Genomic DNA, 11,614 nt, shown 5'->3' with positions numbered 1-11,614 from the left:
GTCGGCGGCGAACGCCTCGCAGGCGGCGAGCGCCTCGGCGTACTCGGTCCCGACGAGCCGTACGTCGGCGTCGTAGCCGCGCAGCTTGTCGACCTTCACCCGGGGTGCGGTGGCGGGGAGGAAGACGGTGGCCCTGACGCCCTGCCTGCGGGCCGCCCAGGCGCAGGCGAGGCCCGCGTTGCCGCCGGAGGCGATGGTGACGCCTGCGTCCGGGAGGGTGCCCTCCTCCCTGTGGGTGAGGAGGAAGTTCTGTGCGCCGCGGGCCTTGAAGGAGCCGGTGTGCTGCATGAGCTCAAGGGCGAGGTGGAGCTCGTACGGCTCGCTGCCGGGGTCGGTTCGGGTGACCGTGACGGGGCGGATGTGGCCGCCGATCCGGTCGGCGGCGGTCTTGACGTCGGCGTACGCGAGGGTGTGCTGCACCAGTTGCTCCTGTAGCGGCCGGGACCGGGCGGGTTGTGTCGACGATCTTCTCAACGTCCGGTGAGCACGGGAAGCCCGGACGCCGGGAGGCCCGGACGCCGGGAGGCCGCCGATGCGTGGCAGGAGCCGTCTCCGTGGCGGGAATCCCCCTGCCGTCACGCCCACCGACCCCCGGTAACACGGTTGACCAGGCATTCTTCTGCAGGTGATAGTGACGCCTCTTGGCCGGGAACGATCGGCCTGATCCACAGGGGTGGGGACTCTTGCACAGCGAAGAAGACGCCGTGGCCGTGTGCGCTCACGCGACCGCGCTGATCTCGGCGGGCCGGCACGCGGAGGCGCGGAGCGTCGTGGAAGCGGCCCTGGAGGCGGACGGTCCCGAGCCCGTGCTCTTCCTCGCGCTCGCCCGCGCGCACATGGCCGAGGACGAGGACGACCACGACGACGAGGCCGAGCGGGTCTTCCGTCGTGCCCTCGACGCCTTCCCCGACCACCTGGACCTCCTCGCCGGCTACGCCGAACTGTGTCTGCGCTCCGACGCCCTGGACCGGCCCGGCCGCCACGGGCGCGGTCCCGTCCTCCTGGAGCGGCTCCGGGAGCTGGCGCCCGACTCCCCGCAGCTGCGGCGGGCCACCGCGTCGACCTCCGTCCTCGCCGCGGCCGCGTCCAAGGGGCCTTCGGCCGCCCGGGTGCAGCGTCACGACGCCGTCCACGCGCTCACCACCGCCGCTTCACCGCGGGCGGCGGAGAAGGAGGCCCGGCGGCAGGCGGCCCTCGCGCCGTACGACCAGCGGCTCGCGGTCCTCGACGCGACGCTCACCACGCTCGCCCGCCCCGGCCGGGCGCCCCTGCGGTTCCTGATCCGCCGTACGCCGGAGTATCTGTTCGTCGCCCAGCTGACCGTGGCCGTGCTCCTGCTCGCGCGGCATGTGCTGGGCCCCTTTCCCCTCTGGGTCGCGTGCGCCGTCGGCGTCCTCCTGGATCTGCCGCTCCTGCTGCTCCGACTGATCCTGCGCGGCGCACGCGCCCGTGGCGGGGAGCGGGCGTCGGGCGAGGCGGTCATGGGGCCCGCCCCCGCCGAGCCGGCCTTGCCCGCCGTACCGCGGTACGCGCGACGCGAGTCGGCCCTCATCGGCGCCGGTGCCGTCATCGCCCTCGGCGCCGTCGCGACGACGAGCGTCCTCACGCACGCCGAGTACACCGCGTATCCGCGGTACGAGGCGGTCGCCCCGAACACCTTCCGGGGGATGACGCGGACGGATCCGTTCGAGGCCCTCGGCGTCGAGATGCCCCGCGACCCCAGCCGTCGGGTCGAGGCGTCGTTCACGTACTTCTACACGGGTGGCACGGGCGATGGTTCCAACCTCGCCGTCGTCGGTGCGGCGGGCGACTTCCACGACTTCACCGCCGCCATGGTCCACGACACCGACATCATCCTGTCGAGCACGGCGGGTGTGACCCGGCTGCATGACACCTGGTCGGCGGACGCGGGCCCCTACGGAGGCTGGATGCAGTGCTCCCGGTACGTCGAGGACATCACGGGGACGCCCAAGGCCATCTGCTTCTGGGCGGACAAAGGCAGCATGGGGTCGGTGACGTTCAAGGCCTCGGACATGCCGCACGGCGAGATCGCGCAACTGGCCCGGCTGACACGGCAGTCCGTGCTGCGCCCTGTTCCGTCGGATTCCTGACCTCCGCGAGGACGGGCCTTCGGCGGGGACGGGCGGCCGGATCAGGCTCTCCGGTGGCCGGGAACCGGAGCCGTCGGGTCGTCCGCGAGCGCGCGGGCGAGGGCCGTGGCGAAGCCGTCCGGGTTGTCCAGCATCAGGTTGTGTCCCGCGCCGGGCACCTCGGTCACCGGGATGCCGAGCCCGGCCGCCTTCTCCGCGTCGGCGTCCGGCAGGCTCAACTCCCCCACCAGGAACGTCCGGGGCACCGCGAGAGCCGCCAGCAGGTCACCCGGCGCGGGGACGCTGCCCTCCACCAGGGCGACCGCGCTGCGGTGGACGGCCCGCGGGTCGGCGAGCCGCAGCCGGGCGGCGTAGTCCGGGCGGTCGGTGTCGGCGAGCATCCGGGCGAACCCCTCCGCCACGAACGCGTCCTCGTCCTGGGCGGCCACCGGCGAGCTGAACGCCCCTCCGCCCGCGTACAGGTTCGGCTCCGCCACCACGAGCCGGGCGACCAGGTCCGGCCGGTCCGCCGTCAGGTGGATCGTCACGGCGCCGCCCATCGAGTGCCCGACGAGGTCCACCCCCGCGACACCGAGGTGGTCGAGGACGGCGGCCACCGCGGCCGCCTGGGACTCCATGCGGTAGTCGAAGTCCGCGGGCCGGTCGCTCAGTCCGTGGCCGAGCAGGTCCACCAGGAGCGCCCGGCCGCCGCCGAGCGCGGGATGGGCCGCGATGTGGGCGAAGTCGGAGGCCGCCGTGCACCCGAGCCCGTGGACGAACACCCGCACGGGCCCCTCGCCCGGCAGGTCGATCCACCGGATGTACGCCCGCTCCTCCGCCAGGAACAACTCCCGCATGCCGCTCTCTCCCCGTGTCGCGCCGCCGTCCTACCGTCCGGGGCCACTCTACGAGCCGGTACTGACAACGCCCCGACGGAGACGTCCACGGGGTGACCACGGCCGGTTCCGAGGGGGGTCCCGCCCCGCCGGCCGCCCTCGCCGGGGCGATGGCCGTCGGGGCGGGCGTACGGGGCCTCCTGACCGTGCTTCAGGAGACCCCGTACGGGGTCACGGTGCCAGGACCGCCAGGAGGTGGGCGACCTCGCGGGCCACGGCCGCGCGGGCCGGGCTCAGGTACTTGCGGGGGTCGACCGTCGTGGGGTGCTCGGCGAGGTGGGCGCGGACGGCCTCGGTGAAGGCCTTGTTCAGGTGGGTGGAGACGTTCACCTTGGTCATGCCCGCCGCGACCGCCTCGGTGAGGTGCGGGTCCGCGACGCCCGAGGAGCCGTGCAGGACGAGCGGGGTGTCGACCGCCGCGCGCAGCCGGGCGATCAGGTCGAGGTCGAGGACGGCGTCCCGGCTCACCATCTGGTGGGCGCTGCCGACCGCGACCGCGAGGGCGTCGACGCCGGTGGCGGCGACGAAGGCGCGGGCCTCCTCGGGGTCCGTGCGCACGCCCGGGGTGTGGGCGCCGCCCTTGCCGCCGACCTCGCCGAGTTCGGCCTCGACCCAGACGCCGTGGCTGTGGCAGTACTCCACGACCTCGCGGGTCGCGGCGACGTTCTCCGCGTACGGGAGCTTGGAGGCGTCGAACATGACAGAGCCCAGGCCGAGGGCGACGGCCTCGCGGACGAGGTCGGGGTTCTCGGCGTGGTCGAGGTGGACGGCGACGGGGGTCTTGGCCGCGCGGGCGACGGCCAGGGAGGCGAGCGCGACCGGTTCGAGCGCCCCGTGGTAGCGGACGGTGTTCTCGCTGATCTGGAGGATGACCGGACGGTCGGCGTTCTCGGCGCCGGCCACGATGGCCTGGGCGTGTTCGAGTTGGAGGACGTTGAACGCCCCCACCCCGGCGCCCGCGGCGCGGGCGCGGCGGACGATCTCGTCGGTGGGCGTCAGCGGCATGGTGCTTCTCCCGGGAGATGGGCGGGTGCGGGGCGGCGGTCAGGCATGGACGTCGGTGAGGACGACGGAGCGGGTCAGGTTCCGCGGGGTGTCCGGGTTGAGCCCCTGGGCCTCGGCGACCGCGACGGCGAGCCGCTGGGCGCGCACGAGGTCGGCGAGCGGGTCGAGGTCGCTCTCGGCGAGGGTGCCGCCGACCTTGCGCACCTCGTCCGCGAGTCCGGCGGGCAGGGCGCCGAAGCCCCAGGTCACGCGGCCGGGGCCGGTGATGCTGATGGGGCCGTGGCGGTACTCCATGGCCGGGTACGCCTCGGTCCAGGCGCCGGCCGCCTCGCGCATCTTCAGGCCCGCCTCCAGGGCGAGTCCGTAGGTCCAGCCGGAGCCGAGGAAGGTGAACTGCTCGGCCGTGCGCACGCTCTCGTCGAGCGGGGACGTGAGGGCCTGCTCGGCGTCGCGCGCGGCGTCCTCGACCGTGCCGAGTCCCTCCGGGAGGGCGTCCTCGGACTCCAGGTGGGCGCGGAACAGGGCGAGCACGGTGGTCGCGAAGCGGGTCTGGACGACGGACTCCTCGTCGGCGAAGTCGAGGACGGCGACCTCGTCGGCGAGGTCCATCACCGGAGTCGCGGGGTCCGCGGTGATCGCGCCGGTGGGAACCGTGCCGCGCAGCCGGGACAGGACGGCGAGGACCTCGCTGGTGGTGCCGGAGCGGGTGATGGCCACGACCCGGTCGTAGCGGCGGCCGTAGGGGAACTCGGAGGCCGCGAAGGCGTCGGTCTCGCCGTGGCCGCCGGACTCGCGCAGCTCCGCGTAGGCGAGGGCCATGAACCAGGAGGTGCCGCAGCCGATCACCGCGACCCGCTCGCCGCGTCGGGGCAGGGCCGCGGCGTGCTGGGACAGGGTGCGGGCCGCCTGGCGCCAGGTCGCCGGCTGGGAGGCGATCTCCGCGGCGGTGCGGGTGGTGGTCATGCCGATCTCCTTGCAAGAAGAGTGCGCGATTGATGACTGAAGATGCTTGAAGACACGCCCATTCAAGCAGAAACATGCATCCTCTTTCCAGATCCCGCGCCCGTCGGTGGCTAGAATCGGACGAGCGCACGAGCGGGGTGGTCATGCGGGCACGGCCCCGGCGGTAGGGAGGGATCCATGTCCAAGCACGAGCGGTGGAACACACTTCTGGAGCTCCTCGCGGCCTCGGGGAAGCTGGAGGTGGAGGAGGCGGCGACCGCGCTCGACGTCTCCGCCGCCACGATCCGCCGGGACCTCGACGAGCTCGCCGAGCAGCAGCTCCTCGTGCGGACGCGGGGCGGGGCGGTCGTGCACGGCGTCTCGTACGAGCTTCCGCTGCGCTACAAGTCGACGCGGCACGCGCCGGAGAAGCGGCGGATCGCGGAGGCGGTGGCGGATCTGGTCGCGCCCGGCGAGGTCGTCGGGCTCAACGGGGGCACGACGACGACGGAGGTCGCGCGGGCGCTCGCGCTGCGGTTCGCGAGCGGCCGCGCCGAGGCTCCGGGGGCCGCGGCGCCGGCCGGGCCCGCACTGACGGTGGTCACCAACGCCCTCAACATCGCGGGCGAGCTGGCGGTGCGCCCGCAGATCAAGATCGTCACCACGGGCGGCGTCGCCCGGCCCCAGACGTACGAGTTGGTGGGCCCGCTGACGGTCGGGGTGCTCAAGGAGGTCGTGCTCGACGTGGTGGTGCTCGGGGTCGACGGGGTCGACCCGGAGCTCGGCGTGATGGCGCACCAGGAGGACGAGGCGAGCATCAGCCGGCTCTTCGCAGAACGGGCGAGCCGGGTCGTCGTGGTGACCGACTCCTCGAAGATGGGGCGCAGGGCGTTCGCACGGATCTGCGGTCTGGACCGGATCGACCTGCTCGTGACGGACACCGGCATCGCCCCGGAGACGGTCGCGCAGCTCGGCGAGGCCGGAGTGAAGGTCCTCGCCGTCTGAGCCGTGTGACGCATTGGTCTGAAGATGGACCAATTGAGAGCCTCTTGCTCCATGGACTCTGCGCGTTCATCCAGTAATTACCGCACGGCTGTATACCTTTAAGCCCCTCTCCCTCATCATGTCTCCGACGTGCCGCCGGGGCACGCCGTGACAGGAGAGGCGGGGCATGCTTCCCATCAGCCGCAGGGGATTCGTCGGGATCGGCGCGGGGCTCATGGCGGGGGCCGCGCTGCCTCCGGTCCAGGCGTCCGCCGCCACGAGCACCGCGACCGGCACCATCACGGACGTGAAGCACGTGGTGATCCTCATGCAGGAGAACCGCAGCTTCGACCACTACTTCGGGACCCTGAAGGGCGTGCGGGGCTTCGGCGACCGCGCCGCGGGCAATCTGCCCGGCGGCTGGGGCATGTTCAACCAGCCCAACTGGGGCGGCCGCCAGTACCCCTGGAAGCTCAGCGACACCCCGCCCGCCGGCGGCGTCGACGGCGAGACCCTCGCGCAGTGCAACGGCGACCTGCCGCACAGCTGGACCTCGCAGCACGCCGCCTGGAACAAGGGACGCCTCGACAACTGGGTCACGGGCGTGGGCAACATCCGGACGCTCGGCCACCTCGACCGCGGGGACATCCCCTTCCACTACGCGCTCGCCGACAACTACACGATCTGCGACGCGTACTTCTGCTCGACGCTGAGCGCCACGGGCCCCAACCGCACGTTTCTGTGGAGCGGGAAGATCGACGGCACCAGCAAGGACGGGGGCGACGAGTCGGGCCTCACCTGGGAGTCGTACGCCGAGGCGCTCCAGCGCGCCGGGGTGAGCTGGAAGGTCTACCAGAACGCCCAGGACAACTACGGCGACAACGGTCTCGCGTACTTCAAGAAGTTCACCGACGCGAAGCCCGGGGACCCCCTGTACGACCGGGGCATGGGTTCGGTCCCGAAGGTGACCGGCTCGACGCCGGACGACATCGCGGCGGCGATCCGCGCCGACGTCGTCGCGGGCACCCTGCCGCAGGTGTCGTGGGTGGTCGCGAGCGAGGCCTTCTCCGAGCACCCGTACGCCCCTCCGGGGGACGGCGCCCACTTCGTCGACCTCGTCTACCGCGCGCTGGCCGCGAACGCCGAGGTGTTCGACTCCACGGTGCTGTTCCTCAACTACGACGAGAACGACGGCTTCTTCGACCACGTGCCGCCGCCGGTCGCCCCTCCGGGCACCGCGGGCGAGTACCTCGACGGCGTGCCGATCGGCCTGGGCTTCCGCGTCCCGATGATTGTCATGTCCCCGTGGACCCGGGGCGGCTGGGTGAGCTCCGAGGTCTTCGACCACACCTCGGTGCTGCGCTTCATGGAGACCTGGACGGCGGCCCTCGGCACCCCGGCGACCTGTCCCAACATCAGCGCCTGGCGGCGGAAGGTGACGGGCGATCTGACCGGGGTCTTCGACTTCGCCAACCCGGTGTACGGGGTTCCCTCCGGCCTCCCCTCCACGGCGAAGGTCATCGGGCAGGCCACCTGCGGCCCGCTGCCGAACCCGGCCCCCCAGAACAACGCGCTGCCCGCGCAGGAGCCCGGCACCCGCCCGGCGCGCGCCCTGCCCTACCAGGTGAACGGCAACCTCGACCGCTTCGAGTTCGGCGCCGCGGGCAAGATCCTGGCCTGGTTCTCGATGACCAACCAGGGCGCGGAGGCCAAGCGGTCGGCGCACTTCTCGATCCACCCGCACCAGTACCGGGACACGGCCGCCTGGCAGTACACCGTCGACCCCGGCACCACGGCCACGGACTACTTCAACATCGGCCTCGGCTCGGGGTCCGGGAAGTACGACATCTCGATGATGGGGCCCAACCGCTTCCTGCGCCGGTTCATCGGGGACGCCTCCAAGGCGGGCAAGGCCGTCGAGGTGGCGGCCCGGTTCGCGCCCGACGCGGGGACGGGCAAGACGGCCGTCTGGTTCAAGATGACCAACACCTCGGCCGGTCCGGTCACCTTCACGATCCGCTCGAACGCCTACCGCTCGGACGGCCCGTGGACGTACACGGTGCCGGCGAACTCCAGCCGCGAGGACTTCTTCAACGCGGTGGCCTACAACGACGGCTGGTACGACTTCACGATCCTGGCCGACATCGACGGGACCTGGTCGCGCCGGTACACCGGCCACATCGAGACCGGAGCCCCGAGCGTCAGCGGCTGATCACCTCCCCGCGTGCCGGGCGGCGACCGGAAGGCCGCCGCCCGGCACGCGGGCACGGTGTCAGCGGCCGGCGTGCGCGGCGCGGCGGACCGTGGCGTCGAGGAGGGCCACCGCGTCGGCGGCCGTACGACCGGGCGCCCGGTTCCACGGCCCGATCAGCCCCTGCCACCCGCGCGACCGGAGCTCGGTCATGATCCAGGCGGCCGCCTCGTTCATGGTGTCCGCACCGCCGTAGCCGAGCCGGTGGGCGGCGAGGAGGGCACCGCAGACGCAGCGGGCCCCGCGTGCGTCACGCAGCTTGTACGGGGCGTTCTGCCAGCCCCACTCCGTCAGCACCAGGCGCGCGTAGCCGAGGTGGACCGAGGGACGCAGTTCGGCCTGCCCGATGCGGCGCCAGGCGTGCAGCCGGTCCGGCAGTACGGCTCCGAGCCGGCCGGGGAGCCGGCGCTCGGCGGGGAGCTCCGGCGGCAGGGCGGCGAGGGCGTCGGCCACGAGCCGGTCGACCGGCACGCTGAGCAGTTCCCGCCAGCCCTCCTCCGCCGGCGGCGACTCCTCGGGTGCGGTCCAGTCCGTGACGATCCGCTGCCAGGTGGCGCTCTCGAAGAGGGCGGCCGCCTCGCGGTCGAGGGTGTCGGGGCTGAGCAGGGAGGGGGAGGGAGGCATGGAGTGACTCCTGGGTCGACTCCCTCCATCTTTCAGGATGAATGTCGGTTTTGCGACTTTTGACCCCAACCGGGAGCGTCGCCTCGCTCGAACACCTCATCACAGGTATTTCCGCCCCATTTACCCACCTCGGAATTACCTCCCATATTTGGACATTCCACTCCGGGTGATGCGACTCACTCGCCTCATCCCGCCACTCGGCGCCCCCTCCCCCCGCCCCGTACCGGGCAAGGGATTTCAACACTTCCCGGATGACATCGATCTTGAATTACCCGAATTCCGTGATCCATTCCCCCATATCCGGGGTCCACCCACCTTGTTATCCATCGCATTACTGGCCTACGGTCACCTCCATTCGAGCGGAACGCCCAATCCTGCCGCCGCTCGGTAAACCTCCCTTTTCACCCGACGGCAGGAGCGGGGGACCCACGAATACGCCGGCCCGGAATCCGGAACGGCTCGGGGTGCAGCCGCGTGCGCGCGGCCGGACATCTCCCGTCCGAACCCGACAGCTCACCCCGCAGGCGCCGGAGAGGAAACCGTCATGCCTGCTCAGGGTAAGCACCGCCGCCCCCGCCGCGGCCACGTCTCCCGCGGCCTCGCCCTGGTCGGCACGGGTGGCGCCGCACTGACCCTGCCGCTGATCGCCCCGACCGTCGCCGGCGCCGCGCCCGTGTCCGGCGCCCCGGAGATCGCGGCTCAGTCCCTCGCCGCTCCCGCCGCGCCGGTCGCGGCCAAGGCACCCGCCGCCCCGGCCGCCGCCCGCACGTACACCGTCGTCAGCGGTGACTCGCTTTCCCTGATCGCCCACAAGAAGGGAATTCAGGGAGGCTGGAAGAGCCTTTACCGCGCCAACAAGAGCGTCGTGGGTGACGACCCGTCACTCATTCACCCCGGTCTCGAACTGACGATTCGTCGGGATTCCGCGAAGGCCGTCCCCACGCAGGCGAAGACGGAGAAGTCCGCCACGGCCGAGCGGGCGAGCCGCTCCGAGCGCCGGTCGGCCACCCCCGCCGTCGCCACCGGCACGGGCGCCTCCGCCGCCGCGGCCGCTCCGGCCGTCGCCGCCGTCCCCGCCTCCGTCAAGGCGGCCCCGGTCGCCGCCACGAACTACGCCGACAACCTCGACGGCTGGATCCGGGAGTCGCTGGCCATCATGGGCCAGCACGGCATCCCCGGCTCCTACGACGGGATCCTCCGCAACGTCATGCGCGAGTCCTCCGGAAACCCCCAGGCCATCAACCTCTGGGACTCCAACGCCGCCGCCGGCACCCCCTCGAAGGGCCTGCTCCAGGTCATCGAGCCGACCTTCCTCGCCTACCACGTGCCCGGCACGTCCATGGACCTGTTCGACCCGGTCGCCAACATCACCGCCGCCTGCAACTACGCGGCCGACCGCTACGGCTCCATCGACAACGTCAACTCGGCGTACTGACGCCCTGACGCCGGAAGTGCTCGGCGAACCAGGAGGTGGCGAGGTCCGCCACCTCCTCCAGGGCGCCCGGCTCCTCGAAGAGGTGACCGGCGCCGCCCACGACGGAAAGCCGGTTCTCGCAGCGCAGCAGGGCCAGGGCCCGCCGGTTGAGGTCCAGGACCAGCGCGTCCGCGCCGCCCACCACCAGGAGCGTCGGGGCGCGCACCTGGGCCAGGCGCTCGGCCGCGAGGTCCGGCCGGCCACCGCGCGAGACGACGGCGCTCACCGGGGATTCGGGGTCGCCCGCCGCCCACAGCGCGGCGGCCGCGCCCGTGCTCGCGCCGAAGTACCCGAGCGGGAGCCCTGCGCTCTCGGACCGCCCTGCCAGCCACTCCGTGGCCCCGGCGAGCCGCCCGGCGAGCAGCGGGGTGTCGAAGACATGGGCCCGGTCCGTCGCCTCCGCCTCGGTCAGCAGGTCGAAGAGCAGCGTCCCGAGGCCCGCCCGGTTGAGCACCGCGGCGACCGCCCGGTTCCGGGGGCTGTGCCGGCTGCTGCCGCTGCCGTGGGCGAAGAGGACGATGCCTCCCGCGCCCTCGGGCACCGCGAGTCGCCCACCGAGGGTGACGTCGGTGACCGGGATCCGTACATCCGTGTCCTGCACGACAGGGGCGCGCCCGGCCCTGTTCCGGTCCAGGCAGGCGATGACCTCGGCGTCCGGGGTCTGCGAGAAGTCCCGGTAGAACTGCCCGATCGCGAAGAACAGCTCCGGCGCGTGCACGCTGACGGTCTCGTCGGCCTCGCCGCCGAGGCGGGCCGTCCAGCCCCGTGGTGCCACCGGGACCGCGAGGATGATCCGGGCGGCGCCCCGGGCCCGCACCACCCGGCAGGCCGCCAGTGCCGTGGCCCCCGTGGCCAGCCCGTCGTCGACCACGACGACCGTCCGCCCGTCGAGGGGCACCGAAGGGCGGCTGCCCCGGTAGCGGACGGCCCGCTGCTCCAGCTCGGCGTGCTCGCGCTCCTCCACCGCGGCGAGGTCACGCTCGCTCACGCGGGTCTCGGCGATCACCCGCTCGTTGAGCACCCGCACGCCGCCCTCCCCGAGCGCCCCCATCGCGAGCTCCGGCTGGTGGGGCACCCCCAGCTTCCGCACGAGGCAGATGTCGAGCGGTGCATCGAGGGCGTCGGCGACCTCCGCGGCGACCGGCACGCCACCCCGTGGAAGCCCGAGGATCACGACGTCATGGCCCTTGAGGTGGTCGAGCCGGGCGGCGAGCTGCCGCCCCGCGTCACTGCGATCGCTGAAGAACATGGTCCGCCGCCCTTCCGTCCGCGCGGCTCGGGCGCGGGGAGGAACGGTGTGTCCCGTACCCCGCCCGTCTCTCCAGGGTAGACGGGCGGGGTACGGGAC

Annotated in this window: 10 protein-coding genes and 1 riboswitch; of the genes, 4 read left to right on the top strand and 6 right to left on the bottom strand. The window is 72.8% G+C overall.

Annotated features, from left to right (window positions below; all coding sequences use genetic code 11):
* On the bottom strand, window positions 1–420 hold a 420-nt coding region (locus CCN56_RS04270), incomplete at its 3' end, for a pyridoxal-phosphate dependent enzyme (protein ID WP_143664424.1).
* Between the two features lie 284 nt (window positions 421–704).
* Between CCN56_RS04270 and CCN56_RS04265 the strand changes: the two genes are divergently transcribed.
* On the top strand, window positions 705–2,111 hold the full coding sequence (locus CCN56_RS04265; RefSeq protein ID WP_086823767.1) for a M48 family metallopeptidase: 1,407 nt from the start codon (window positions 705–707) through the stop codon (window positions 2,109–2,111).
* Window positions 2,112–2,152: 41 nt separating this feature from the next.
* On the opposite strand, the gene CCN56_RS04260 is transcribed toward CCN56_RS04265, so the two are convergent.
* The 3 genes from CCN56_RS04260 to CCN56_RS04250 form a co-directional block, all read right to left on the bottom strand.
* Entirely contained in the window at window positions 2,153–2,947 is a 795-nt protein-coding gene (locus CCN56_RS04260; protein ID WP_086823765.1) for an alpha/beta fold hydrolase, read from the bottom strand.
* 210 nt (window positions 2,948–3,157) lie between these two features.
* Window positions 3,158–3,991: a class II fructose-bisphosphate aldolase gene (locus tag CCN56_RS04255; protein WP_086823763.1), complete on the bottom strand. Its 834-nt coding sequence runs from the start codon at window positions 3,989–3,991 to the stop codon at window positions 3,158–3,160.
* Window positions 3,992–4,030: 39 nt separating this feature from the next.
* Entirely contained in the window at window positions 4,031–4,954 is a 924-nt protein-coding gene (locus CCN56_RS04250) for an SIS domain-containing protein (RefSeq protein ID WP_086823761.1), read from the bottom strand.
* Window positions 4,955–5,131: 177 nt separating this feature from the next.
* On the opposite strand from CCN56_RS04250, the gene CCN56_RS04245 reads away from it, so the two are divergent.
* Both CCN56_RS04245 and CCN56_RS04240 read left to right on the top strand, forming a co-directional pair.
* Window positions 5,132–5,938 (top strand): DeoR/GlpR family DNA-binding transcription regulator, encoded by an 807-nt coding sequence (locus CCN56_RS04245; protein ID WP_086823759.1) that lies wholly within the window; start codon window positions 5,132–5,134, stop codon window positions 5,936–5,938.
* Between the two features lie 166 nt (window positions 5,939–6,104).
* Entirely contained in the window at window positions 6,105–8,129 is a 2,025-nt protein-coding gene (locus tag CCN56_RS04240; RefSeq protein WP_086823757.1) for a phosphocholine-specific phospholipase C, read from the top strand.
* 60 nt (window positions 8,130–8,189) lie between these two features.
* Here the strand turns inward: CCN56_RS04240 and CCN56_RS04235 are convergent, their stop codons facing one another.
* Window positions 8,190–8,792 (bottom strand): hypothetical protein, encoded by a 603-nt coding sequence (locus tag CCN56_RS04235; protein ID WP_086823755.1) that lies wholly within the window; start codon window positions 8,790–8,792, stop codon window positions 8,190–8,192.
* Window positions 8,793–9,147: 355 nt separating this feature from the next.
* Window positions 9,148–9,332, top strand: a riboswitch (cyclic di-AMP (ydaO/yuaA leader).
* A gap of 4 nt (window positions 9,333–9,336) precedes the next feature.
* Here CCN56_RS04235 and CCN56_RS04230 point away from each other — a divergent pair.
* Entirely contained in the window at window positions 9,337–10,227 is an 891-nt protein-coding gene (locus tag CCN56_RS04230) for a LysM peptidoglycan-binding domain-containing protein (protein WP_086823753.1), read from the top strand.
* Here the strand turns inward: CCN56_RS04230 and CCN56_RS04225 are convergent.
* Window positions 10,211–11,515 carry a phosphoribosyltransferase family protein gene (locus CCN56_RS04225; RefSeq protein ID WP_086823751.1) on the bottom strand — a complete coding sequence of 435 codons (1,305 nt, stop codon included), beginning with the start codon at window positions 11,513–11,515 and terminating at the stop codon, window positions 10,211–10,213. The genes CCN56_RS04230 and CCN56_RS04225 overlap by 17 nt on opposite strands.
* Between the last annotated feature and the right edge of the window lie 99 nt (window positions 11,516–11,614).

The organism is Streptomyces sp. NRRL B-24572 (assembly GCF_002156145.1).
GTDB classification, from domain to species: Bacteria; Actinomycetota; Actinomycetes; order Streptomycetales; family Streptomycetaceae; genus Streptomyces; species Streptomyces vietnamensis.
This window is presented reverse-complemented; position numbering and strand designations above follow the sequence as displayed.

Bases quoted from the DNA above. Each gene is read 5' to 3' on its own strand.
- CCN56_RS04260 (WP_086823765.1), bottom strand. From the start codon at position 2,947: ATGCGGGAGTTGTTCCTGGCGGAGGAGCGGGCGTACATCCGGTGGATC.
- CCN56_RS04255 (WP_086823763.1), bottom strand. From the start codon at position 3,991: ATGCCGCTGACGCCCACCGACGAGATCGTCCGCCGCGCCCGCGCCGCG.
- CCN56_RS04250 (WP_086823761.1), bottom strand. From the start codon at position 4,954: ATGACCACCACCCGCACCGCCGCGGAGATCGCCTCCCAGCCGGCGACC.
- CCN56_RS04245 (WP_086823759.1), top strand. From the start codon at position 5,132: ATGTCCAAGCACGAGCGGTGGAACACACTTCTGGAGCTCCTCGCGGCC.
- CCN56_RS04240 (WP_086823757.1), top strand. From the start codon at position 6,105: ATGCTTCCCATCAGCCGCAGGGGATTCGTCGGGATCGGCGCGGGGCTC.
- CCN56_RS04235 (WP_086823755.1), bottom strand. From the start codon at position 8,792: ATGCCTCCCTCCCCCTCCCTGCTCAGCCCCGACACCCTCGACCGCGAG.
- CCN56_RS04230 (WP_086823753.1), top strand. From the start codon at position 9,337: ATGCCTGCTCAGGGTAAGCACCGCCGCCCCCGCCGCGGCCACGTCTCC.
- CCN56_RS04225 (WP_086823751.1), bottom strand. From the start codon at position 11,515: ATGTTCTTCAGCGATCGCAGTGACGCGGGGCGGCAGCTCGCCGCCCGG.